Below are 22,947 nucleotides of genomic sequence, written 5' to 3' on the forward strand. Positions count from 1 at the left end.
CCCAGGGGTATTGCTGCGGCCCGGTCATCAGGTTACCGCCTGGGCCGCTGCCGGCCTGCACAGAATAGTTCAGGCGATTCAGTTGCTGCAGGATAATGTGACTATCCGGATCGACATCAAGGACCGGTCGAACAAAACGTTGTTGACTGATATTTTCAGCATAGAATTCAACTCGTTCAACACGCCTAACCTGCCCTGCAATGGACACAAATGCAGGGCTTTGCACGAGCTGGCTGATGGTCCATTGGCCCTGATCGGTTTGAGGGAGCAGAACATGGTTGGCAAGCCATTGTGCATCAGCAACCCAGGCTAATTTATTGGCGGGTGATATGGCTTTGGCAGCGGACCTGTCGCGTCGATTGGCTTGACGTTTTAGTGCCTGGCCAACCCCGTCTAGAACCTCGCCGTAGACCTGACTCACCTTACCGTCATCTGATAAGCGCACAGCAAGGATTGCAGCGGAAACGTCCACTCCGGCGAATACCTGCTGCAAATGGACAATATCTGGTGAAGTATAGGAGGGGGTTATGTTGCGAAACTGTACGTTTGAATCTACCCCAAGAATGTGGCGTACTTCTTGATGGAGAGTTATTTCTCCTAGAACGTCTCGGTCCGATGGGTAAATAGCTTCCGGATGGTTTTGGTATGGGCCAGTCTGATGGATCGGATTAAGGTTGGACCCGACCGTTATTGATACGAATACGAAATAAAGGACAAAGAGAAATATCCAGGGCCTTAAGTCAATAACATCGATAGATAGAAGACAGTTTTTGCCAGCAATAGGTTCCATCCTTTTTGTCCTTGATTTTCCATAATCAGTTCAATAAGAATATCTATCACTAAAATCAGATACTTTTTTGCTGGTCTTTGTGTTTTTTATAATTGTGAAATAATTCTAATACCAAGGGTTGTGAAAAAACGTGAAGTATATCTAAATATTTATTATTCTTTGGACACCCCTGCTCCAACCTAATATAGTTTATCCTTTTCCTTAAAACAGAATCAACTTAAAACGCGACAGTATAGGTGCAAAATAGGGTGAATAATTTTGCGTCGCGTTGATGCCCAACTTCTTCCGAAGCAGTTGGTCGTAAAAAAACTACAAACATCAAGACCTGATAGGCCAAGGCTGCCAATATTTTTTTGCCACCAGCGCCTTGAAATGTTTCACTCAGAAACAATTTTTGTTTACTCTGAAATTGCTACAGCAAATGCCCCACCTTAACAAAAATCAGCGCGCCTTCATCCTGGGTAAAAGGCGTATGTTGACTTAGGTGTGGTGACCGTATCCAAGAGCCGGCCGGATACCGTCCGTGTTCGTCATGGAACACTCCCGACAAGACAAATATCTCTTCCCCGCCCCAGTGTCGGTGGGTTTGAAATAGGGTATTGGGTGCCCACTTAACCAGCGCCACATGCTCACCTTCAAAGTCGTGCAGCGCCATTACGGTCAGACCCTCAACCAGACCTTGCCGCCATGGCACTGCATGGGTATCAATATGCTTTTGCTCGGTGTCACGCGCGTCAAATTGATTGAGCTTTACCAAGATGGTCGCGCCGGCTGCGCCGATGATCGGCGTGTGGGAGGTGCCGACGGGATTGCGCACATAGGATCCGGCCGGGTATTCGCCATACTCATCGGCAAAAACACCGTTGAGCACGAAGAACTCCTCACCGCCGCCATGGACATGCGCCGAAAATTGACTATTTGGTGCGTAACGCACCACCGTCGTGGCGCGCGCGATTTCGCCACCGACGCGATCCAGCATCATTCGATCAACACCCGGCAGCGGTGACGCTTGCCAGCGGTAGTCTTCAGGCCGAACAATGGCCGGCTGACTGAAGTCGCCGTGAATCAAGGTATCCTGTGCCATCGTATTCTGAGTTCCAGCTTTCAATTATAACCCCTGCATGCGAAGTAAACGTTGAGCAAATAGATTGCCGCCAAACAATGGGCCAATGGCTAGGCCGAATGGTTCGCCATATAATTTTCATCAAACACCTTGGCCTCAGTCTAGGCTTAGCAGGCGAATGTTCTGGCTTGATTACGAGCACGTCACTGCGCCGATCACTCGGCGGACTCAACCTTAGGCTCCGCCGGTCTCGCCAACATGCGTATTAGATCGCGCCATGTCACGATACCAACTGCCTTACCCGCATCGTTAACAATTGGCAGGCAGGATATAGGATGCTGGTTCAAGACATCGATAGCGTCGCGAATGCTAGCGTCTTGGTGCAAGGTGATCGGATTGCGGGTCATAATCTGGTGCACCATTTTTTTTAAGCAGGCTAGATCTCTGGACGTCGCATCAAGGCTGTCAACGTCTGGGCTGAGTACTCTTAACAGATCACGGTCTGACAGTACGCCGGATAAATTACCTCGATCCACCACCAACAAATGATGAAATTCGTGTTCATCGAACAGGTATTTTACATGACTAACTTTGTCATCCATGGTTACGGTGACGATATGTTTGGTCATAAAACTATTAACTTTCATACACATCTCCGGTGAGGGGGTCGATTAATCTGCTACCGCTGCCACAAAGGCCATCTCGACCAGATAGGCCGGATTGGCCAATTCGACTTTCAGGCAAGCCCGACTGGGTGCTGAGTCTGCCGGCAACCAGGCCGACCAGACGTCATTGAGGGCACCAACATTGGCAAAGTCAGTAATATAGATCGTCACTGAGATGAGCTGGGACTTATCGCTACCCACCTTGGCCAATGTTTGTTCGGCCTGGGCCAATAACTGTTGCATCTGGCCGGTCATATCTGCACTGGCATCATCGGCAACGTCGACAAAATAGGCTACGCCGTTAAACACCGTAATGTCAGACCAACGTGCGCTGGGGTTGATGCGTTGAATGGTCATATTAGCTTCCAATCGATTCAATAGTTAGGGATGGGCCTTTCGCCCTAAAATGAGGCATATAAAAAAACCGGGCCTAAGCCCGGATCAGTTTAGCATTTAGAGTACTTTGTACAATCGTCCAGTCTAAATTACATCCGCTCCAGGCTGCCATCGGGTTCGAAATCGGACACCGACAGCGGGCTGTTATTTTGAATGTATTCAACCAACATATCGGCATCCACAAAACCCGTGTTAACAAAGTTAGCGTGGTCGCTAATTTTCGGATAACCGTCACCGCCGGAGGCCATAAAGGAATTGACCGCGATGCGATAAGATTGGTTCATGTCGATGGCCTTACCGGCCACGGTCATGCGGGTGATTTTGCCTGCAACGGTACGGATCTCGGCCCCTGAAATCTGCGCAAACGCGCCGCTACCAGCGGCCATATTCACTGCGGCGGTCAGGTACTCGGTTAGTTCTTGACCGGAAAAATCCACATAGGTCAGGATATTCGCAAAGGGTTGAACCGTTAAGACGTCCTTATAGGTAATTTCACCCGCTTCCATGTCGGCGCGAATGCCACCGGAGTTCATAATACCCACATCGGCCTTGGTCTTGACCATCTGTGCCTTGGCAATCAACACGCCGAGATTGGTGGCACTGTTGCGCACGATATTGCGGTCACCGACAAAGAGTCCGTCGGATTGGCCAATCACAGTACCCAGTGCCGCACTGCCCTGCTTCTGATAGGAGGACAACATGGCCAACATGCCCAAATCTTGCGCAATTTCGGCTTCTTGCAGCACATAGCTGCTGTTGCCGGCATCGTCCTTGACCCTATCTTTTAGATTGACCGGGATCAGTTTGTAATCGTAACCGGTAATATCGCCATTCTTAATAACCAAATCGAGTCGACCAACATACTTGCCCCATTCATGGGCTTGCAGTATCAGGGTATTGTTTTGCACATCTGGCTTGAACAGCGGTACTTGACTGTGCCCGCCGACTATTACATCAATGCCCGAGACGGCCCGCGCGAGCGAGACATCGCCCGGTGCATTGCCACCGAAACTGGCGTCGTCGTAGTGGCCCATATGGGTCACGGCGATCACCAAATCGGCTTTCTTATTCAAAGCGGGAATCAGTTTTTCGGCCACTTCTATGGGCGTTTTAAATTCAAGGTCAGAGATAAACTCCGGATTACCGATCTTTTGCGTGTCTTCGGTCGTGAAACCTACCACGGCAATGCGGTTACCCTGCACTTCAAACATCTGATAGGCGGGGAATAGAGTCTTATTAGTGCCTTTTAAGTAGATATTGGCCGACAAAAACGGGAAGTCTGCCCATTCGGCCTGCTTCATCAAGACTTCACGTGAGTTATCAAATTCGTGATTACCAATGGCCATGGCGTCATAGCCGAGCATCGTCATACCCTTAAAGTCGGGCTCGGCATCGAGCAGGTCCGACTCCGGTACACCGGTATTAATATCACCGCCGGATAACATCAGTACGGACCCGCCTTGCGCTTCAACCTCCATGCGGATGCGTTCGACTAAGGTCATTCGTGCCGACATGCCATACTCGCCGCGGCTGTTTTGCCAAAAGCGACCGTGATTGTCATTGGTGTGTAATAGGGTTAAGCGGTATTCCTGATCGGTGACATATTGGGTCCCGGTGCTGGCACAGCCAACTAATATCAAGGAAGAGGCTAACAGGCTCAGGGGGGCTACAGTCCATCTTTTCATGCTGAATCTCCAGGTAAGGAATTTAGTGATATGGTCGCGCCATCCAACCTAACAAGGCCGAATAGGTCACGGGTCATTCAAAAAAATTATCTCGCGCTACGGCTCAATCAAAAAGTACTCATGAATTCCAACCCCGCATCACGCTGCCGTTCAGCATTGGATTGGGCTGAACGGCGGCGCAAAAACTCCGTTTACAACGGTTATTGTCCGCCGCACACAGGGAAGAGGCCCGACCAACTATTTAGCTGACCGTTTGTTCAGATTGCTTAACTTGAGCCAAGCATAGATTCATGTCAAGCCAGAAGGGTATTTTACCGAAAATTTGTGAAGAAATGATGAACGCTGCGCTTTGCCAGCGTTCAGGACATTCGCGGGACTAGGCCAGGGCGAGCTTCGCCGGCCGTTCTTGGATGGGCCAATGCAGGGCCGCGGCGACCAGACCCAATACAATACCTAAGTACCAGATGCCATCATAGTTACCGTAGTGTTCGTAGAGGTAGCCTCCCAGCCAGACGCCGCTAAAACTGCCGAGTTGATGGCTGAGGAAGACAAAACCATACAGAAAAGCCATATAGCGGGTTCCGAAGAAGGTAACGACCAGACCCGAGGTGGGGGGGACGGTAGCCAGCCATAGGAAGCCCATAGCAGCACTAAACATAAGAATACTAGTCAAGGACACCGGGATTAAGACAAAGGCCGATATGGCAACCACCCGTGCCAGGTAGATACCCGCCAAGATCAGATGTTTGGGTCGCTTACCACTTTGCACGCCGGCAATATAGGCGCCAAAAACGTTGAACAGGCCAATAAGGCTGATACTCCAGGCGCCCACCTTAGCTTCAAAGCCTAGATCGAGGAGATAGCTGGGCATATGGACGGTAATAAAGGCGATGTGAAAACCGCAGACAAAAAAACCGAACACCAACAGGGTGTAAGATCGAACCTTCAAGGCACTGATCAGGGTCGACCAGAGTGATGGCTCAGCAACCGAAGGCCCGCCCGCGGATGGCTTGACTTCCCGACTGCCACTGAACGGCGCCAGGGGAATGGCTAAAAGCGCCATCACAAAGGCTGAAGCGGCGAGAATTTTTAATGACGGATACATGCCGAAGGCTTCGATCAGACCCTGCATCAAGGGCACAATCAAAAATTGGCCAAAACTGCCCGCGGCAGTACCAACCCCCAGGGCCCAGCTACGCTTGTCTTCTGGAACGGCGCGCACAATGGCCGGTAACACGATACCAAAGGAGGTCCCGGCAATTCCGGCACCCACCAGAAACCCAGCCGTCAGGATGATCTGCCATTCGGTCTCAGCCACCGACATGCCCCACATGCCCGCGGCATAGAGCACCACGCCCGCGACAATAACCTTTAGGTTACCAAAGCGGTCGGCCAGTGCTCCGGCAAAAACGGCGACCACGCCCCAGGCGAGGTTTTGCGTGGCAAGGGCGAGTGATAGCACATCTCGCCCCCAGCCTCGGGCACTGCTCAACGGTTGTAAAAACAGTCCAAAGCCGGAGCGATAACCAATTGACAGCATCAGTAATAAACAGGCGGCCAAGAGCACTCGGCGGTATTCGGTTTTACTGAGATTCATCGTGGTTCTATCCAAAAAGATCGGGGGGAGGCAGCATACGCCGGTTTACACAAAGATGACACGAAAGGACAAGGTCTATAAGGAATTATCGGGCGTTATGCGGGGTTTACAGGGCGTCGACTCAAGGGCCCGTTACTGTAAAGAAGGAGTGGGTCGAGTCGTTACTGACTGGAGCTGCTAAACCGTCAGCTGGTCGACTCTTCCGACCAAACCCAGCGCACAGGTTCGCCGAAATCGTCGAAAATCCAGGTTTTCTTTGGTTTGCGATGCTTAACTAAGGGTTTTTTTTTTGACTGTTTCCGCGCATCAATCGCCGCCACGACATCGGGTAAGGGTGTGCGAGACAAGGCTTTTTCACCTTCGGACGTTTTGAACGGGTTGATCCAAGGCTTATCCGGAGAAAGTCCACTCTTCCCGCGTTCCACCTGGCTAATATTTCCACCATGGGTCAAGAAGGCTGCGACTTCGTCGGCCAAGTCGGATTGAATATCGTGTTTGCTGCGTGTGCTCTTCATATCGGGTCAATTTTGCCATCAAACGAAGCAATACTGTAACACTAATGGGGACCAATTTCGACTAGCAGGACACAAACTGAGAGATTTACCGCCCCTGCCCAAAGACCGCATAAAGCAGGGTAGGTTTTGCGACTCGAACAGGGTAGATTATCAACTGATTTTTGCGCTAACTCGGCCCTATGGCCCTATATGCCTCTATGGACCCCTTATGATTTTGAAGTTTCGAACAGGTTTTCGTGTTACCCCGGTATTGTTAAGCCTCAACCTGCTAATGTTTTTAGCAGTGGTGGTGCTCAATGGCAACTTTTCACAGTTTTCCGCGCAGAGCTTGCTGGCACTGGGCGCTAACTATTCCAATTTTGTCGTACAGGGCGAGTGGTGGCGATTTTTCAGCAGCATATTTTTGCATCTCGGCCTGATGCATTTGGTCTTCAACAGCGCCTCCCTGTTTGTCTTGGGCCGGTTTATTGAGCCCCTCCTCGGGTCAGCGCTTTTTCTGCTGGTGTATCTGGCATGCGGTTTGGCGGGCAGTTTCGCGAGCTATCTGTTTAATCCAGGCGTGATCAGTGCCGGTGCCTCTGGCGCCATCTTCGGTCTATTTGGTATTTTTGTCGCGGTGCTGCTGAGCAATATAGTGCGTCCGGACCTGCGCAAGGAATGGCTGAAGAGTATTGGCGCGGTGTTGGCGATCAACTTGGGCCTAGGCCTATTTCTGCCCATCGATAACTCGGCCCACCTGGGTGGCCTGGCCTGCGGTGTTCTAATGGGTTTGCTGCTGTTGCCGTGGATGCGCAGCCGCCTGCGCAGACTGCTCAATAACGATTTAACTCTACGCTAGGCGCTCGGGCGGCTTTTGAGTTCGGCTATTTGCGCGTCCTTGGCCAACCAAAGCTGGTGTAACCAAAGCTGGAACGCTTTTTTGTCATCGCGGTTATCAAGATAATCCATGCTGATAAAGGCAGCCGGTATCTCCACGTGCCGCATCCGGATCGACACCCTACCGACTCGACCGCAAGCCAGATCCCAAAAGCTGGGCGGCTGGTTTTGGTACACGATGGTGGTGTCGATCATCGATGAAAATCGCGCACCCAGAGCTTGGATCGCAAAGGCGATACCACCGGCCTTGGGCCGCAGCAAATGCTTGTAGGGGGACTTCTGACGTGCCTGTTTGTCCGGGCTAAAACGAGTCCCTTCGAGAAAGTTAACGATGCTGGTTGGGGTGTGGGAGAACTTCTCACAGGCTTTGCGGGTCGCGATCAGGTCATCATTGGCCTTTTCTGGATGTTTGGCTAGAAAAGCGCGCGAGTGGCGCTGCATAAAAGGATAGTCCATCGCCCACCAGGCTTGGCCGACGATCGGCACCTTGGCCAACTCTTTTTTGATAAAAAACTTTAATAGGGGAATTTTACCCTGGGTGACATGGAACAGCGCAAAGATATCGACCCAACTCTGATGATTTGAAACCACCATGTACCACTGGTCGAGTGACAGCTCCACTTCATTCTCGATGTCCCATTCAATCCGCTGGACGTTTCGCATCCACCAGAGGATCACCCCCAGCCAGACATTAGCAACACCGATAATGGCCGGGTTAACCAGCTTAACTCGCAAACGTTCTGACAACACCAGGCGCCAGAAGACACAGGTAAAGACAAAAATACCGATAATCAAGGTATGAACCACCAGCAACAGCATGGCAATCACACCCATAATATTATTAAACACTGCTTTCACGCGCACACTCCCCTTTGTGGGGGAAGGTTTTAACGATTTGTTTAGCAAGATGCAACCACTTTATCGTTTGCAGGGATGAACAACCGTTGTACCGGTTCGGGATCGAGGCTACCCTAGCTTTTTTTTCAGGCAGTGATCCCGATGTTCGATACCCTCTGGTGGCTAACCGCTGCTGCGTTATTTTTAGGCTGCGTGGTTCAAACGGCACTAGGCTTTGGCATGGCGGTGGTCGCGGCGCCCATTATTGTGCTTTATCGCCCCGAGTGGGTGCCGATCATTCTCACCATCGTCGCCTTGGTCCTGAGCCTGCAGAATGCTTGGAACCAACGCAGCGGCATCGAATGGCGCTTTATTAGCCCCGCGATGATCGGTCGGCTCCCAGGTACTTTTGCTGGTGCCTGGATCCTGACCCTACTACCAGTGCAATTGCTGCAAATTTTAGTTGCCGGCATGGTCTTTGTAGCGATATTTGTGACCGCCTTTGCCAAGCCGTTCCCGGCCACCATGAGCAACCTCTCCATTGCCGGCTTTATTTCCGGCATTACCGGCACCACCACCTCGATCGGCGGCCCGCCGATCGCATTGGTGATGCAACACGGCAAGGGCCATAACACCCGGGCCAACTTGTCGATCTACTTCGCCTACAGCTGCATCACATCGTTGGTCAGTTACCAAATGCTGGGCCTGATGACAGCCAATCTGTGGCTCACGGGCCTGTCTTTTATACCCGCTGCCGGACTGGGTTATCTGTTGGGTAAGTCGGCCCGGCCTTGGGTCGATCGTCATTACCGGCCAATGCTACTAATGATATGCTCATTTTCGGCGTTGATCGCGTTCTATGGCGCGGTGTTTCACTGAGGGTAGAGGCACAGCCGGGGGTACTTGCAGGGCATCGATATCAATCGAAGAGCAGCGACTGATCAGTGTGCCTGGCCGTGCCACTGCACGGCGGCCGCTTTAAATTCGGCAAACACCGTCTGCCCCACAACCAATTCCAGGCGCTGCCGGGACCAGAGTGAGATGGTCGCGCTAAAGCGCTGTTGGTCCAGCCGCAAGCCAACCACAACGCGCTCACCGTCGATTGACACCAGACTGTCCACCGTTGCCTTGAGCCGATTGACCATTGAGGTCTGATGTTGATCGCCTAAGGCGATACTGATTTCAGATGCCTCAAGACTGATACGGGCATTGCCCGGCTGCCAGCACTCGGGCACGGCCAAATACAGCGATTGCCTATCGACCAGAACGGCCAGAAAACCCTTAGTAAGCTGCTCTGCTGTGCCCGACAGGGTGGTCATGCCGCCCTCGCTGCTAACCCGATTGAGTTGATCGAATAGATTCGGCTGATAACTGCCGGTTAGCTGATCCACTGAGTAGGCACTGTCGCACAAGATCCGTTGCGGGCTGTCATGATGGCTGGCGAGTAGCAGGCCCGCACCGGTGCGTCGACAGTAGTCGGCAACCACGTCACAGGCTCTTACTCTGCTCAGGGCATCGAGCGCGGCAAAGGATTCGTCCAATAAGAGCCAAGCCGGTTGACTCATCAGGGTGCGCAAGAGCGCAACCCGCTGCTGTTGACCGCCGGACAGCGCAGCACAGGATTGTTGCCACAGATCGGTCAGATCCAAGGCCTCGGCCCATTCCCGCATCGGTAAGGCTTGGCTATTGGGTCGAAACCGAGCGCCGAAGTGCACCGTCTGCTCGACCCGATGGTGGGCAAACATCACCGGCTGCTGATGCACCAGGCTGCAGGGCGACTGCCAGGCTCGGCCGAGCGTTTTTCCGGCGATATCGATCTGCGCTTCGGGCATGTGATCTAGGCCCGCTAGCAGACGCAACAATGTGGTCTTGCCGGCGCCACTGGCACCGAGCAAGGCAACCCGTTCACCGGGTGCAAATTGGCCTTGGAGGTCGAGTTGTTGGCCACGCCAATGGCCCTGAATGGAAAACTTCATCCGCCAATCCTCACGACACTCTGATGATTCCAGCGATAGAGGCAGAACAATACCAGCAACGAGCTCAGTACCAGACCAGCGGCCAACTGATGGGCCAGCGCATAGTTCAGGCTTTCAACCTGATCGAACAGCAAAATAGACAGCACCTGGGTCTGACCCGGTATATTGCCACCGATCATCAGCACCACACCGAATTCGCCCACCGTATGGGTAAAACCCAACACCGAGGCGGCGATGAGGCCCGGCATCGCCAGCGGCAGGCGAATAGCCCAGAAGGTTTGCCAAGGATGAGCGCCCAGGGTGTGCGCCGCCTCGGCGATAAGCGGCCCCTGGCCTTCAAAGGTCCGTTGCAGCGGCTGGACCACGAACGGCAAGGAATAGGCCATCGAACCGATTACCAGCCCCCAGAAACTAAAGGCCAGACTCTGACCAAATAACTCAACCCAAGCGGCCCCGATGCGACTGTTGGGCGACATAATCAGCAGCAGATAAAACCCCAACACCGTCGGCGGTAACACCAATGGCAAGGCCACTAAGGATTCTATCCAGGGTTTAGCGCGCGAGCGCGTTGAGGCCAGCCAAGCCGCCAGCGGCAGACAAATAAGGAGCAACAACAGGGTTGTGGTGCCGGCCAGGCGCAGGGTGAGTCCGATCGCATCCAGAATCATGGCTCAACTGGCTCCCCATTGCCCGGTTCACGATAACCCATGTCGCGCAGCATCTGGATCGCTTCGGTGCTTTGTAAAAAGGCGAGGAGCCGCCGAGTTTGCTCGGAGGCGCGCAGCACTATGACCTGTTGTTCCAATACCGGATAGAGCGTTGGATCGATGGCCTGCGCCCCGGGCAGATCTTGGGCCACTGAGGCCGCGGTTAGACCCACCGTGGCTAAATTAAGACTGAGATATTGGCGGGCTTGGCTAACATTATTGGCCCGTACCCGGGTACCGCTAAAGCCCAACCGATCCAATAGCTGATCGGCGGCGGCACCATAGGGCGCTTGCAGCGGATTGGCGATAATCACTCGGCCGGCGTAGTCATGCAGATCGTCTAATGTCTGGACCGCAGGGTCCTGGGTGACCAGCACCAGAGCACCCAGGGCATAGGTTGTGACACGGTCCGCAGGCAGGTTCAGTGCATCGCGCAAGTGTTGTGGATGGGCTCGATCCGCGGCAAAGAAAACATCAAAGGGCGCGCCCGCCAAGATCTGCTGAGACAGCACTCCGGTTGAGGCCGAAACCAGTCGCATCGACTGGCCCGTAGCGGTGCTAAAGGGGTCGCTCAGAGCCGACAATACCGGCTTAAAACTCGCGGTCACCGCCACGGTCAGGGGCGCCTCGGCCCAGACCCCAGCACTCAACAGCCAGCCACAAAATAGCAGGCGCACTACCATTGGTCGGCCTTGTCGGCGTCGCTGAGCTTGGCCTCGAGCCAATGTTCGCCCCGTTCGGTGTTCTCTTTCTTCCAGATCGGCGCTCGGGTCTTGAGCCAATCCATAATAAATTGTGCACCGGCAAAAGCGGCGTCCCGATGAGGACTGGCCGTGGCGACAAAGACGATCTGCTCGCCCGGAGTCAGTTGCCCGACCCGATGAATCACCCGCACCCGGCTAAGCGGCCAGCGCGTTTGCGCCTCGCTGACAATAGCCATCAGGCTCTGTTCGGTCATCCCGGGATAGTGTTCCAGGGTCATGGCATAGACCGCCTCACCCTCGTTGAGATCGCGCACCCGGCCGACAAAAAACACCACGCCACCGTCGGCGCTGTTGTGCGCACAGATACGGTCGTATTCATCTTGCACCGAAAAATCGGCCGTCTGCACGGCGATATGAATCATCCGCCGGTCACCGGTGGAAACAGCGCCACCTCATCACCGACCTGCAAGGTCAGGTCGCCATTGACCAGGTTCTGATTGACCGCAAGCAACAGGTTGCGTTCCAAAGCCGTCTGCCAATGCGGATATTGGCCAATGAGAAAGGGCTTGAGTTGGGCCAGGGTCGTGACATCGGCGAGCGCAACCTGCACCTCGGCGGTGGCCAATTCTTCCCGCAGACGGGCAAAAAATTTCACTGTAAAGGTCATCTTAGGATTCCTATGCGAGCCATCGCCCCGATTTTCCGCCGGTTTTTTCCAGTACCCGCAAACCGTCGATGCGCATCGCCGGGTCGACCGCCTTGCACATATCGAACAGGGTCAGCGCTGCCACGGATGCCGCTGTCAGGGCCTCCATCTCAACACCGGTCTTGCCGTCGAGCTTGCACAGGCTGGTGATCCGTACGCGCTGTTGATCGGCCTGCAACTCCAGATCGACGGTGACCTTGGTCAACATCAGTGGATGACAGAGCGGGATCAGATCGCTGGTGCGTTTGGCGGCCATAATACCGGCCACTCGAGACACCCCGAAAATATCGCCCTTATGATGATCGCCGCGCTGAATCAGGCCTATGGCTTGGCTGTTGAGCAGCACATAGACCTCGGCTCGGGCCTCACGCAGGTTGCTGCTTTTGCTGGAGACATCGACCATATTGGCTTCACCAGCGGCATTGATGTGACTGAACTCAGTCATGCTCGCGTCTCACATAGGTCGCTGTCGGTCTGCTTTAAATGCATGACAAAGTTACAGGGTTTGTGGCTGGCATCGAGTTGACTGGCCAAGATGCCATCCCAGCCGGTGCGGCAGGCGCCGGTCGAACCGGGCAGACAGACCACCAGGGTGCCATTGGCCAACCCGGCTAAGGCCCGACTCTGAACGGTCGAGGTGCCGATATCTTGATAAGACAGTTGACGAAACAACTCGCCAAACCCATCAACCTGCTTTTCCAACAACACGGACACCGCCTCCGGGGTTGAATCGCGACCGGTAAAACCGGTCCCGCCGGTGATGATTACCACCTGGGTGTCGCGCGATGCGATCCACTTGGAAACCTGATAGCGAATCTGAAAAATATCATCCTTTTCGATGCGCTGTTCGCTCAGCTTATGGCCGGCCGCCAGGGCGCGTTCAACCAGAAGAGCACCGGAGGTGTCATTGCTCGCGTCACGAGTATCGGACACCGTAAGGACGGCAATAGACAGGGGTTCGAAGGACTTGGCTGCATGACTCATGGGTGTAACTCTCCTGCCAGAAAATGGCGCCATTGATCGGGCGTATTGATGTTGGTTAGTTCGTTTTGATAGGGCTCCGGTGCAAGCCATTGACCGTCCTGATGCTCGATCAGGGCGGTAACCGAACGCGGCCCCTCCGGATCTGCCAGCCAGCGCGCCAGCAGCTGGGCGATAGCCGGCGAGTTGGGCACATAGAGCGGCATCGGATGCCCGACAAAGGCGCTAAGCCGCTGTTTTTCAGCGCCCTGGCGCGCCAAATACTGCACTGCTGCGCTACTTAAAGACGGCATATCAACCGGCACCACCACAAAGCCCTCAAGGTCCGGACACGCGGCACAGGCCGAATCGATCCCGGCCAACGGGCCCGGGTAATCGGCAAAACGATCGCTCAGACCGCACAGCACTCGAGAGCCGGCCCGTTCGAACCGATGGCGCTGCCAGCTGAGCAAGCTTTGGCCGGCCCAAGCCAGGGTCGCCTTATCCTGTCCCATCCGGGTGCTGCGGCCACCGCTGAGTAATAGGATCGCCGCGCTCATCTAACCGCCTATCTGACTCAGGTTGGCCATGGCCCCGCTATTATGGTCGATCAGCGAGTGGCCGGCACTTTTATCGCCCAAATGGTGAGTCACCGCCTCGACCAGCCCTGAGAGCGGAACGCCCGGCTGCAATAGGGGCCGCAGATCGATGCCCTGCTCCGAAAACAGACACAGATGCAGTTTACCCAGACTGGAGACACGCAACCTGTTACAGGTGGCGCAGAAATCTTTGCTGTACGGCATGATCAGACCAATACGACCGACAAAGGCCGGATGCCAAAACTCTTGAGCGGGTCCGTCTGCCAACTTACGGGCCACCGGCTGCCAACCATCGACCAATAGGCGTTCTTTAATGGTCGCGCCGCTGATATGGTGTTGGCGGAAAAAAACTTGCTGGTCAGCGGTTTCCATCACTTCAATAAAGCGTAAGGTGACCGGGTTGGTGCGCAACCAATGCAGCACCGCACTCATGTCGTCATTGATGTCTTTCATCAACACCGAATTCACCTTGACCGCCAAACCCAAGGCCTTGGCTTCGGTAATGCCGGCGAGTATTTCCGGCAGTCGGTCATGACCGGTAATACGTTGAAATTCGTTCGGATCGAGTGAGTCGATCGACACATTGAGCTGGGTCAAACCCGCATCGGCCCAGGTCTTAATCCGCTGAGGCAACTTATAGCCATTGGTGGTCAAGGCCACCGTTTGGATGCCTTCAATTGTATGAATACGCTCAATAATCTCCGGCAAGTCATTGCGCAGGCTGGGCTCACCGCCGGTAAGGCGGATCTTTTGCGTGCCCATGGCGGCAAAACCACGGGCCACCTGGGTGAGCTCATTGGGTGACAAAAACGCCTCGTCCGGCCGGCCCTGATAGCCGTCGGGCAAGCAGTAGTCGCAACTGAAGTTGCAGACATCGGTCACCGACAGGCGCAGATAATAAAATCGACGCCCAAACGTATCTTGTAACATTGTTCACCTTTCCAAAGTCGGGAGGCCCTGCCGTTTCCAGCTCGAACCCTGTCGCTCTATGCGAGGTGGCCGTGACATATAAGATTGGCGGGGCCAACCGAACGTAGTACAGGGTCACTCGGTGTAAATGCAGTTAAGTGCGTCGTCAACGGCTTAAGTTAGGCACCCCTAAGCGGCAAAGGACTTGAGCCTCATCATACCCATTGCCGGTCTTGCTGGCCAGTAAAGCCCCCTCTCGGGGAGGACTCTTGGCAGGCGTATTAGGCGAGTTTAGACATATTTGAGGTTTTCCTGGTTAACGCCTGCGTCATCAACCGGTTTGGCCGGCACATGCAAGCTGGCTTTAAGCTGCGCCCCGGCGTAGGAGTTAAGATGCACATCAAAGCCCCAGAGACGATGGACATGTTTGAGCACCTCTTCGCAGTCCTTGTTCAAGGGGATGTTATTATGCCGGGTGTGCTTTAACGTCAGTGAGCGATCACCGCGCAGGTCAACCGCCACAACCTGAATATCGGGCTCGCGCGAACTCAAATTGTATTGCTCGGCCAACGCGGCGCGCACGGTGCGATAACCTGGATCGTCGTGAATGGCACGGATCTCGTATTCCGCCTGGTCCTCGTCGTCGAATACGCAAAACAGCCGCATATCGCGCATTACCTTGGGCGACAAATACTGCTGGATGAAGCTTTCGTCCTTAAAGTTCTCCATCGCAAAGTGCAGTGTCTGAAGCCAGTCTTTCCCGGCGATATCGGGAAACCATTCATAGTCCTCCGCCGTCGGTGCCTCGCACATCCGCCGCAAGTCGTTAAAGATATTGATGCCCAGCGTATAGGGGTTGATGCCAGAGTAATATTTGGAGTCATAGGGTGGCTGGTAGACCACGGCGGCATGACTGCTGAGAAACTCGAACATAAAGCCTTCGTTAACATAGCCCCGGTCGTATAGAGTGTTCATCAGGGTGTAATGCCAAAAACTGGCCCAGCCCTCGTTCATCACCTGAGTTTGCCGTTGTGGGTAAAAATACTGGGCAATTTTGCGTACGATGCGGATCAGCTCACGCTGCCAAGGCTCCAGCAAGGGGGCATTTTTTTCGATGAAATAAAGTAGATTCTCTTGCGGTTCGGCCGGGAAGTGACTCGTTTGGCCAGTTTCATCCTCGTCTCGATGCACCGGGATGGTCCGCCACAGCAGATTCACCTGCTGCTGCATATGGGCCTCGCGCTCGGTTTGCCGTGACGCCTCTGCCGCGGCCGAAATTTGCGAGGGTCGCTTGTAGCGATCGACGCCATAGTTCTGCAAGGCATGACAGGAGTCGAGTATCGCCTCGACCGTGCCGACGCCATACCGGTTTTCGCACTGAGCGACGTACTCCTTGGCAAACACCAAATAATCGATAATGGCCGTGGCATCGGTCCAGGTTTTAAACAGGTAGTTGTTCTTAAAAAAGGAATTATGGCCGTAGCAGGCATGGGCAATCACCAGGGCCTGCATCGCCATGGTGTTCTCTTCCATCAGATAGGCAATACAGGGGCTGGAGTTGATGACAATCTCATAAGCCAGGCCCATAAAACCCCTATTGTAGTGGTTCTGAGTCTGGAGGAACTGCTTACCATAGGACCAATGATGGTAGCCGACCGGCATGCCCACCGATGAATAGGCGTCCATCATCTGCTCAGAACTGATAATCTCAATCTGATTGGGGTAGGTATCGAGCCGATATTCCCGGGCCACCTGGCCAATGATAGCGTCGAACTCACGCACCAATTCAAAGGTCCACTCACTGGAGCTGGTAATGGGTTCATGGCGCGATTCATGCGCCGGGGGCGAGGGTTTGGTCATAGCACCTTCCTTTGAAACAGGTGGCGAAACACCGGATAGATATCGCTCTGATCCACGATCTGCTCCATCGCAAAGCTATTCGGATTAGCGGCCTTAACTTGGGCGTAGGCGTGCCACAGGGCCTGGTGATCGCGCGGGGTGATTTCGATATAGGAAAAATACTGCACCTTGGCGATCAATTCTTTCTCCAGTATGCGCTGACAGGTGGGTGAGTCGTCGTTCCAGTTATCACCATCTGAGGCTTGAGCGGCGTAGATATTCCAGGCATTGGCTGGGTAACGCTCGGCAATAATCTGCTGCATTAGGCGCAAGGCAGAGGATACGATGGTGCCACCGGTTTCTCGACTGTAGAAGAATTCTTCTTCGTCTACCTCCTTGGCATTGGTGTGATGTCGGATAAAGACGACCTCAATTTTTTCGTAGTTTCGGCGCAAAAACATATAAAGCAACAGATAGAACTTTTTCGCGATATCTTTGGTGGCCTGGGTCATCGACCCGGACACGTCCATCAGACAAAACATCACCGCCGCACTGCTCGGCATCGCCTCCTTGGCGCTCAGGTTATAGCGCAGATCAAAATCATCGATAAAGGGCAAACGCCCTATCTTGGCTTGCAGGCGCTCTTTCTCCAAGATCAGTTCGGCTATTCGTTTGGGGTTCTTCAGCGCGGTCTCTTGTTGTTCTTCGAGGTCAATCAGCCTGAGCGTCTCTTTGAGCAGTCGGCGCGACTTACCACTAAGCGCGATCCGGCGGGCATGGGCATTTTTGAGCGAGCGCACCACATTGATCTTGGCCGGCACCCCAGTATTAGTAAAACCGGCGTGACGGTAAACAAAGTCGTCCAACGATTTAAGTTCTTTACGGACCAGGTTGGGTAACTCCAGATCCTCGAAGAGAAATTCGAGAAATTCCTCCTGGGTAATATTAAAGGTGAACTCGTCGAGCCCCTCACCACTATCGGATGCCTGCCCGGTGCCCCCCTGCCCTGCCCCGCCACGTGGTTTGGCAATGCGGTCACCGGAGACAAACTCCTTGTTACCCGGATTCACAATCGACCGCTGGCCACCCGGGCCATGACCGAATACCGGCTCATGAATATCCTGACCCGGAATGGAGATAGACTCGCCATGCTCCATATCGGTGATAGAGCGGCTGTTGACCGCCTCATTAACCGCGCGCTTGATATGCTTTTTATAGCGTTCCAAAAACCGCTTTCGGTTTACCGCACTCTTGTTCTTACCATTTAAGCGACGATCGACAACATAGGAGTTGACCATAGACCCTCCCGATTCAAGATGATTTACGAACCCGCAAATACCATTCACTCAACAGTCGAACCTGTTTCTCGGTATAGCCCCGCTCGACCATACGGCGTACGAAATCGGCGTGCTTTTTCTCATCGCCTTTGGACGACTTGGCGGTATAGGAAATCACCGGCAGTAGATCCTCGGTGTTGGAAAACATTTTTTTCTCTATTACCGCGCGTAACTTTTCATAACTTTGCCAGCTCGGATTGCGGCCCTCGTGATTGGCACGGGCACGCAAGACAAAGTTGACAATCTCGTTACGGAAATCCTTGGGATTGGAGATACCAGCCGGTTTCTCAATCTTCTCTAACTCGTCATTAAGCGAGCCTCTGTTGAGTATCTCTCCGGTCTCCGGATCACGATACTCCTGGTCCTGAATCCAGAAATCGGCATAGGTCACATAGCGATCAAAAATATTTTGGCCGTATTCGGAATAGGATTCTAGGTATGCCGTCTGTATTTCCTTACCGATAAAATCGACGTAGCGTGGCGCCAAAAATTCTTTCAAATGAGCCAGATAACGATCGTGAATCTCCTGCGGAAACTGCTGCTGCTCGATCTGCTCTTCTAGCACGTAAAGCAGATGAACCGGATTGGCGGCTACTTCGATCGGATCGAAGTTAAAAACTTTGGACAAAATCTTAAAGGCGAAGCGGGTCGACAGTCCGTCCATGCCCTCGTTGACACCGGCGGCATCCTTGTACTCCTGAATAGTCTTGGCTTTCGGATCGGTGTCTTTGAGATTGTCGCCATCGTAGACGCGCATCTTAGAGTAGAGATTGGAATTCTCTGGCACAGCGACCCGCGACAGGACGACAAACTGTGCCAACATCTTCAAGGTATCCGGAGCACAGGGCGATTGGCGCAGCGAGCTGTGTTCAAGCAGCTTTTTATATATATTTATTTCTTCTTGTACCCTTAAGCAATAAGGCACTTTGACAATATAGACCCGATCAAGAAAGGCCTCATTATTGCGATTATTGCGGAATTTTTGCCACTCGGATTCATTCGAGTGCGCCAAAATAGTACCACTGAAGGGTATAGCACTCATGCCTTCGGTGGCATTGTAGTTGCCTTCCTGAGTCGCGGTCAGCAAGGGGTGCAGCACCTTGATCGGTGCTTTGAACATTTCCACAAACTCCATCAGGCCCTGATTGGCTTTGCACAAAGCACCTGAGAAGGAATAGGCGTCGGGATCGTTTTGCGGGAAGTCTTCGAGCGCTCGGATATCGACTTTACCAACCAAGGCCGAAATATCCTGATTGTTTTCATCCCCCGGCTCGGTCTTCGCAACGGCGATCTGATCGGTAATCGAGGGATAGAGTTTAACCACTCGAAACTGGCTAATATCCCCACCGAACTCGTGCAAACGCTTAACCGCCCAAGGCGACATGATATGGCCTAGGTAGCGATTTGGAATCGCATACTTTTCTTGTAACACCTCGGCATCTTCGGCTGGGTCGAACAGCCCCAGGGGCGATTCAAACACCGGGGAACCTTTAATCGCATAGAACGGAATTTGCTGAATCAAGACCTTGAGTCGCTCGGCCAAGGATGACTTACCACCGCCCACCGGCCCTAGCAGATAGAGAATTTGTTTACGCTCTTCGAGCGATTGAGCCGCGTGCCGGAAATAGGCCACAATCTGTTCGATCGGCTCTTCCATGCCGTAAAATTCAGCAAAGGCCGGATAGCGGCGAATGACCTTATTGGAAAAAATTCGACTCAGTTGGCTATCGCGCGCGGTGTCGACCACCTCCGGCTCGCCAATCGCCGCCAGCATACGCTGCGGCGCGGTGGCGTAAGTCATTGGGTCGGCTTTACACAGATTAAGATATTCTTCGAGTGAGAATTCTTCGTGCCGCTTGGTTTCGTAACGCTGCTGGTAATGCTTAAATAGATCCATGTGACTCTCCTGACCGTGCATAAGTGACACCCGCTCGACGCTATAAAAACGCTCCCTTGGTGCCACGAATCCTAAATAAGAATATTCTCAAGCTTTTGTGTACTGATGAACCGACGGGTCATCCGGTGCTCAAATCCGAAAAAATTAGGCGATCAGAATGCCGTTAATGCTTTGCCATTATGAGCGTTCACGACCGAGCGGCCGGATCCTTAATCATCGGTTGATATTTACCTGCTGTTTTTCAATCTTAGTTCAGGCACGGCACAGCTGCAGAGTATTTACATTATTTTATCTGGGTTGCGCTCGGGTCGTGGCGACCTACCAAAGAGACTGTTGGGGCGAGGCTTCGGTATGCCAATCGATCGCGGCATAGCCCTGTTGTTGCAGATAGAGGTTGGCTTGGGAAAAATGCCGACACCCAAACCAACCCCGATAGGCCGACAAAGGCGAGGGGTGCGGCGCACTGAGAATTAGGTGTTTCGAGGCATCGATGAGCTGTTGTTTTTTTTCTGCGTAGGCGCCCCAGAGCATAAAGACTGTGGGCGTGGGGCCATCGCTTAGGGCCCGGATAACCGCATCGGTTAGCGCCTCCCAGCCCTGCTTGGCGTGACTGCCGGCCTGGCCCGCACTAACGGTTAAGACCGCATTGAGCAACAGCACGCCCTGCCCGGTCCACCTCGATAGATCACCCGACTCGTTGTGGATGCCCAAATCCGCCTGCTGCTCCTTAAAGATATTGCGCAAGCTCGGCGGGAGTTTTGCGCCCGGGGGCACGGAAAAACTTAAGCCCTGAGCCTGGTTAGGGCCGTGGTAGGGATCCTGGCCCAGAATCACCACCCGTACCTGTTGCGGTGCAACGCTGTCGAGCGCACGAAACCAATTCGACTTGGCCGGATAGAGGATCTGGCCGGCGCGTTCCTGCTCAAGCAGAAAGGTGGCCAGATCGTTCAATTGGGCATCGTCGACACGCGCCTCAATCAACTGTCGCCAGGCGGCGGACTGGAGCAGATCGAGCAGTGCCATCAGGCTTGCCCAAAGGGGTTGTTGGTGGCATTGACCGCCAGAGTCCTATCTGCGCTAGGGCACATGGCACGGCTCTTAAGCCTGAAGGCGATAACGCGAGGCATTGACTAACTCCATGGCAGCGGTAAGGGTCCACCCTAAGATCGAATCTAGAGATCGCCAACTATGCTACTAGAAAAACGCGGCGCCGATAAGTGCTACCAGGGTGAACCCGATCTTGAGCAGTGTCCGAGCGTCGGTGTGCAACCGTGGAATGCCTGGGCCGTGCTCCTGGCGCCGGTGGTGGACCTGATCACCGGCGTCGAGCGACTCCGGTGACAATCCTGCCAATTAGGGAGGGGTTAATTTCAGCGTCGTTAGGGTGTACTCGCGGACTCGCTTCAGCAGCTCTATATCGTCTACTAACACCTGACCGTATGAGGGCACCATGGCGTGTAACTTTTCCAGCCAAGCCTCACTGGCCATCTGTGTCGGAAAACTCGTCTCGAGAATACCGATCATCGTGTCCACTGCCGTAGAGGCGCCGGGCGAGGCACCAAGCAGCGCGACCAGGCTACCATCGGCCGAACTGATCACCTCGGTGCCGAATTCCAACTTACCGCCCAACTTCTTGTCTTTCTTAATGATCTGCACCCTCTGCCCGGCGATGGCCAATTGCCAGTCTTCGAGTTTGGCCTGCGGGTAATAGCCACGCAACGACTCGAGGCGGTCTTCGGTAGACAGCATGACCTCACTGATCAGATAACGGGTCAGGTCGGTATGGCGCAGGCCAACCCGCATCATAGGCACTAGGTTGTTCGGCCGAATCGACTTGAACAGATCGAGGAACGAGCCCTGCTTAAGGAACTTGGTGGTAAAGCCGGCAAAGGGCCCAAACAGCAAGGCTTTCTCGCCATCGATCACGCGCGTATCCAGATGCGGCACGGACATCGGTGGCGCGCCGAGCGGCGCCTTACCGTAGACCTTGGCACTGTGGCGAGCCACCACTTCCGGCTTCTTACAAACCAGCCATTGGCCGCTGACCGGGAAGCCACCGTATCCAGCGCCCTCCTCAATACCGGCGGCCTGGAGCAAGGGCAACGAGCCCCCGCCAGCGCCCAAAAAGATGAACTTGCTGTGGATCTGCTCAACCTTACCTTGAATACATTCACGCATAGAGACTGACCAAGTCTGATCAGCGAGTCGTTTGAAGCTTTTCACTTCGTGACTGACTAACAGTTCAAAACCGGGCTGTTTCGCCAGATTATAAATTAGGTCGCGGGTAATCGAACCAAAGTCGACATCGGCACCGTGCAACACACGCGTGCCGGCGACCTTGTCGGTCGGGTCCCGACCATCCATGATCAATGGCATCCAGTTGGCCAACACCGCGGGATCTTCGCTGTATTCCATACCGGCAAAGAGAGGGTGTTGACTCATGGCGGCAAAGCGCTTACGTAAAAAATCGACGTTTTTCTCGCCCCAGACGAAGCTCTGGTGGGGAGCGCGATTGATAAAGTGCTGAGGATCGGGAAAGAAGCCCTTATTGACTAAGTAGGACCAGAATTGCAGTGATATTTCGAAGGCGCTGTTAATCGACACGGCCTTATCAATATCAATACTGCCATCGGACCGTTCGGGCGTGTAGTTCAGCTCGCAATAGGCAGCGTGGCCAGTGCCGGCATTGTTCCAGCCATCGGAACTTTCCAGCGCCACCTTTTCATTGCGTTCGATCATCAGAATATTGATCGAAGGTTCGAGCTGCTTCAGCAGGACTCCCAGCGTTGCGCTCATCACGCCACCACCAACCAGCAATACATCGACTGATTTCACCGCCATACAGTTCTTCCCTCTGTTATGTTTAATGATCCTAACGGACACTCTACG

At 53.7% G+C, this 22,947-nt stretch carries 25 protein-coding genes and 1 riboswitch; of the genes, 3 read left to right on the plus strand and 22 right to left on the minus strand.

From position 1 onward, the window contains the following. From AC4FIC_RS01365 to AC4FIC_RS01395, 7 genes are all read right to left on the minus strand, one after another. A partial coding sequence (locus AC4FIC_RS01365) for a hypothetical protein (RefSeq protein WP_490359366.1) occupies positions 1 to 790 on the minus strand: 790 nt, incomplete at its 3' end. A gap of 412 nt (positions 791 to 1,202) precedes the next feature. Next, a complete protein-coding gene (locus AC4FIC_RS01370; protein WP_100256615.1) occupies positions 1,203 to 1,874 on the minus strand; it encodes a cupin domain-containing protein in 672 nt (223 codons plus the stop codon). Positions 1,875 to 2,068: 194 nt separating this feature from the next. Continuing rightward, entirely contained in the window at positions 2,069 to 2,500 is a 432-nt protein-coding gene (locus AC4FIC_RS01375; RefSeq protein WP_100256614.1) for a CBS domain-containing protein, read from the minus strand. 24 nt (positions 2,501 to 2,524) lie between these two features. Continuing rightward, complete coding sequence (locus AC4FIC_RS01380; RefSeq protein ID WP_476194231.1) at positions 2,525 to 2,875, minus strand: RidA family protein; 351 nt, start codon at positions 2,873 to 2,875, stop codon at positions 2,525 to 2,527. 128 nt (positions 2,876 to 3,003) lie between these two features. Further along, positions 3,004 to 4,599: a bifunctional UDP-sugar hydrolase/5'-nucleotidase UshA gene (ushA, locus tag AC4FIC_RS01385; protein ID WP_100256612.1), complete on the minus strand. Its 1,596-nt coding sequence runs from the start codon at positions 4,597 to 4,599 to the stop codon at positions 3,004 to 3,006. 376 nt (positions 4,600 to 4,975) lie between these two features. Next, positions 4,976 to 6,196 (minus strand): MFS transporter, encoded by a 1,221-nt coding sequence (locus AC4FIC_RS01390; protein WP_100256611.1) that lies wholly within the window; start codon positions 6,194 to 6,196, stop codon positions 4,976 to 4,978. 185 nt (positions 6,197 to 6,381) lie between these two features. Continuing rightward, positions 6,382 to 6,711: a hypothetical protein gene (locus AC4FIC_RS01395; RefSeq protein ID WP_100256610.1), complete on the minus strand. Its 330-nt coding sequence runs from the start codon at positions 6,709 to 6,711 to the stop codon at positions 6,382 to 6,384. A 214-nt stretch (positions 6,712 to 6,925) separates the two neighbouring features. Between AC4FIC_RS01395 and AC4FIC_RS01400 the strand changes: the two genes are divergently transcribed. After that, positions 6,926 to 7,549: a rhomboid family intramembrane serine protease gene (locus AC4FIC_RS01400; protein ID WP_273284127.1), complete on the plus strand. Its 624-nt coding sequence runs from the start codon at positions 6,926 to 6,928 to the stop codon at positions 7,547 to 7,549. Here the strand turns inward: AC4FIC_RS01400 and yihG are convergent. Beyond that, entirely contained in the window at positions 7,546 to 8,445 is a 900-nt protein-coding gene (yihG, locus tag AC4FIC_RS01405) for a 1-acylglycerol-3-phosphate O-acyltransferase, YihG family (RefSeq protein ID WP_273284124.1), read from the minus strand. The genes AC4FIC_RS01400 and yihG overlap by 4 nt on opposite strands. A gap of 141 nt (positions 8,446 to 8,586) precedes the next feature. On the opposite strand from yihG, the gene AC4FIC_RS01410 reads away from it, so the two are divergent. Continuing rightward, positions 8,587 to 9,303, plus strand: a complete 717-nt coding sequence (locus AC4FIC_RS01410) for a sulfite exporter TauE/SafE family protein (RefSeq protein ID WP_100256608.1) — start codon at positions 8,587 to 8,589, stop codon at positions 9,301 to 9,303. A 62-nt stretch (positions 9,304 to 9,365) separates the two neighbouring features. Here AC4FIC_RS01410 and AC4FIC_RS01415 read toward each other — a convergent pair whose 3' ends face one another. The 13 genes from AC4FIC_RS01415 to ung form a co-directional block, all read right to left on the minus strand. Further along, positions 9,366 to 10,400, minus strand: a complete 1,035-nt coding sequence (locus AC4FIC_RS01415; RefSeq protein WP_273284120.1) for an ATP-binding cassette domain-containing protein — start codon at positions 10,398 to 10,400, stop codon at positions 9,366 to 9,368. Then, positions 10,397 to 11,068, minus strand: coding sequence for a molybdate ABC transporter permease subunit (modB, locus tag AC4FIC_RS01420; protein ID WP_100256606.1), 672 nt, complete (start codon positions 11,066 to 11,068; stop codon positions 10,397 to 10,399). The genes AC4FIC_RS01415 and modB overlap by 4 nt, the downstream gene beginning before the upstream one ends. Continuing rightward, positions 11,065 to 11,790: a molybdate ABC transporter substrate-binding protein gene (gene modA / locus AC4FIC_RS01425; protein WP_273284117.1), complete on the minus strand. Its 726-nt coding sequence runs from the start codon at positions 11,788 to 11,790 to the stop codon at positions 11,065 to 11,067. Before modA ends, modB begins: the two co-directional genes overlap by 4 nt. Continuing rightward, on the minus strand, positions 11,784 to 12,233 hold the full coding sequence (gene moaE, locus AC4FIC_RS01430; protein ID WP_100256604.1) for a molybdopterin synthase catalytic subunit MoaE: 450 nt from the start codon (positions 12,231 to 12,233) through the stop codon (positions 11,784 to 11,786). Before moaE ends, modA begins: the two co-directional genes overlap by 7 nt. Further along, positions 12,230 to 12,478 (minus strand): molybdopterin converting factor subunit 1, encoded by a 249-nt coding sequence (gene moaD / locus AC4FIC_RS01435; protein WP_100256603.1) that lies wholly within the window; start codon positions 12,476 to 12,478, stop codon positions 12,230 to 12,232. Before moaD ends, moaE begins: the two co-directional genes overlap by 4 nt. Positions 12,479 to 12,488: 10 nt before the next feature. Further along, the gene (gene moaC, locus AC4FIC_RS01440; RefSeq protein ID WP_100256602.1) at positions 12,489 to 12,962 is read right to left on the minus strand and encodes a cyclic pyranopterin monophosphate synthase MoaC; all 474 of its coding nucleotides are present in this window, start codon (positions 12,960 to 12,962) and stop codon (positions 12,489 to 12,491) included. Continuing rightward, a complete protein-coding gene (moaB, locus tag AC4FIC_RS01445) occupies positions 12,959 to 13,501 on the minus strand; it encodes a molybdenum cofactor biosynthesis protein B (RefSeq protein ID WP_100256601.1) in 543 nt (180 codons plus the stop codon). The genes moaC and moaB overlap by 4 nt, the downstream gene beginning before the upstream one ends. Next, positions 13,498 to 14,037: a molybdenum cofactor guanylyltransferase gene (mobA, locus tag AC4FIC_RS01450; protein WP_100256600.1), complete on the minus strand. Its 540-nt coding sequence runs from the start codon at positions 14,035 to 14,037 to the stop codon at positions 13,498 to 13,500. The genes moaB and mobA overlap by 4 nt, the downstream gene beginning before the upstream one ends. Next, the gene (gene moaA / locus AC4FIC_RS01455) at positions 14,038 to 15,006 is read right to left on the minus strand and encodes a GTP 3',8-cyclase MoaA (protein WP_100256599.1); all 969 of its coding nucleotides are present in this window, start codon (positions 15,004 to 15,006) and stop codon (positions 14,038 to 14,040) included. Further along, positions 14,995 to 15,142: riboswitch (molybdenum cofactor riboswitch) on the minus strand. It overlaps the preceding gene by 12 nt. A 134-nt stretch (positions 15,143 to 15,276) precedes the next feature. Continuing rightward, positions 15,277 to 16,845: a SpoVR family protein gene (locus AC4FIC_RS01460; protein ID WP_100256598.1), complete on the minus strand. Its 1,569-nt coding sequence runs from the start codon at positions 16,843 to 16,845 to the stop codon at positions 15,277 to 15,279. Next, on the minus strand, positions 16,842 to 18,122 hold the full coding sequence (locus tag AC4FIC_RS01465; RefSeq protein WP_100256597.1) for a YeaH/YhbH family protein: 1,281 nt from the start codon (positions 18,120 to 18,122) through the stop codon (positions 16,842 to 16,844). The genes AC4FIC_RS01460 and AC4FIC_RS01465 overlap by 4 nt, the downstream gene beginning before the upstream one ends. A gap of 13 nt (positions 18,123 to 18,135) precedes the next feature. Then, positions 18,136 to 20,058, minus strand: coding sequence for a PrkA family serine protein kinase (locus AC4FIC_RS01470; RefSeq protein ID WP_100256596.1), 1,923 nt, complete (start codon positions 20,056 to 20,058; stop codon positions 18,136 to 18,138). A gap of 318 nt (positions 20,059 to 20,376) precedes the next feature. Then, positions 20,377 to 21,081: a uracil-DNA glycosylase gene (ung, locus tag AC4FIC_RS01475; RefSeq protein WP_100256595.1), complete on the minus strand. Its 705-nt coding sequence runs from the start codon at positions 21,079 to 21,081 to the stop codon at positions 20,377 to 20,379. A gap of 165 nt (positions 21,082 to 21,246) precedes the next feature. Here ung and AC4FIC_RS01480 point away from each other — a divergent pair, with 165 nt between their 5' ends. Further along, positions 21,247 to 21,399 (plus strand): hypothetical protein, encoded by a 153-nt coding sequence (locus tag AC4FIC_RS01480; RefSeq protein WP_158524297.1) that lies wholly within the window; start codon positions 21,247 to 21,249, stop codon positions 21,397 to 21,399. Positions 21,400 to 21,411: 12 nt separating this feature from the next. On the opposite strand, the gene mqo is transcribed toward AC4FIC_RS01480, so the two are convergent. Further along, positions 21,412 to 22,941 (minus strand): malate dehydrogenase (quinone), encoded by a 1,530-nt coding sequence (gene mqo, locus AC4FIC_RS01485; protein ID WP_227003770.1) that lies wholly within the window; start codon positions 22,939 to 22,941, stop codon positions 21,412 to 21,414. Positions 22,942 to 22,947: the final 6 nt, after the last annotated feature.

It is taken from the genome of Reinekea sp. (assembly GCF_982785585.1).

Excerpts from the sequence above, each read along its gene's own strand:
- AC4FIC_RS01415 (WP_273284120.1), bottom strand. The coding sequence starts at position 10,400 with ATGAAGTTTTCCATTCAGGGCCATTGGCGTGGCCAACAACTCGACCTC.
- AC4FIC_RS01480 (WP_158524297.1), top strand. The coding sequence starts at position 21,247 with ATGCTACTAGAAAAACGCGGCGCCGATAAGTGCTACCAGGGTGAACCC.
- ung (WP_100256595.1), bottom strand. The coding sequence starts at position 21,081 with ATGGCACTGCTCGATCTGCTCCAGTCCGCCGCCTGGCGACAGTTGATT.
- modB (WP_100256606.1), bottom strand. The coding sequence starts at position 11,068 with ATGATTCTGGATGCGATCGGACTCACCCTGCGCCTGGCCGGCACCACA.
- moaA (WP_100256599.1), bottom strand. The coding sequence starts at position 15,006 with ATGTTACAAGATACGTTTGGGCGTCGATTTTATTATCTGCGCCTGTCG.
- AC4FIC_RS01395 (WP_100256610.1), bottom strand. The coding sequence starts at position 6,711 with ATGAAGAGCACACGCAGCAAACACGATATTCAATCCGACTTGGCCGAC.
- moaC (WP_100256602.1), bottom strand. The coding sequence starts at position 12,962 with ATGACTGAGTTCAGTCACATCAATGCCGCTGGTGAAGCCAATATGGTC.
- AC4FIC_RS01465 (WP_100256597.1), bottom strand. The coding sequence starts at position 18,122 with ATGGTCAACTCCTATGTTGTCGATCGTCGCTTAAATGGTAAGAACAAG.
- AC4FIC_RS01460 (WP_100256598.1), bottom strand. The coding sequence starts at position 16,845 with ATGACCAAACCCTCGCCCCCGGCGCATGAATCGCGCCATGAACCCATT.
- AC4FIC_RS01375 (WP_100256614.1), bottom strand. The coding sequence starts at position 2,500 with ATGAAAGTTAATAGTTTTATGACCAAACATATCGTCACCGTAACCATG.
- moaD (WP_100256603.1), bottom strand. The coding sequence starts at position 12,478 with ATGACCTTTACAGTGAAATTTTTTGCCCGTCTGCGGGAAGAATTGGCC.
- mobA (WP_100256600.1), bottom strand. The coding sequence starts at position 14,037 with ATGAGCGCGGCGATCCTATTACTCAGCGGTGGCCGCAGCACCCGGATG.
- AC4FIC_RS01370 (WP_100256615.1), bottom strand. The coding sequence starts at position 1,874 with ATGGCACAGGATACCTTGATTCACGGCGACTTCAGTCAGCCGGCCATT.
- moaB (WP_100256601.1), bottom strand. The coding sequence starts at position 13,501 with ATGAGTCATGCAGCCAAGTCCTTCGAACCCCTGTCTATTGCCGTCCTT.
- ushA (WP_100256612.1), bottom strand. The coding sequence starts at position 4,599 with ATGAAAAGATGGACTGTAGCCCCCCTGAGCCTGTTAGCCTCTTCCTTG.
- AC4FIC_RS01380 (WP_476194231.1), bottom strand. The coding sequence starts at position 2,875 with ATGACCATTCAACGCATCAACCCCAGCGCACGTTGGTCTGACATTACG.
- AC4FIC_RS01390 (WP_100256611.1), bottom strand. The coding sequence starts at position 6,196 with ATGAATCTCAGTAAAACCGAATACCGCCGAGTGCTCTTGGCCGCCTGT.
- moaE (WP_100256604.1), bottom strand. The coding sequence starts at position 12,233 with ATGATTCATATCGCCGTGCAGACGGCCGATTTTTCGGTGCAAGATGAA.
- AC4FIC_RS01470 (WP_100256596.1), bottom strand. The coding sequence starts at position 20,058 with ATGGATCTATTTAAGCATTACCAGCAGCGTTACGAAACCAAGCGGCAC.
- modA (WP_273284117.1), bottom strand. The coding sequence starts at position 11,790 with ATGGTAGTGCGCCTGCTATTTTGTGGCTGGCTGTTGAGTGCTGGGGTC.
- AC4FIC_RS01410 (WP_100256608.1), top strand. The coding sequence starts at position 8,587 with ATGTTCGATACCCTCTGGTGGCTAACCGCTGCTGCGTTATTTTTAGGC.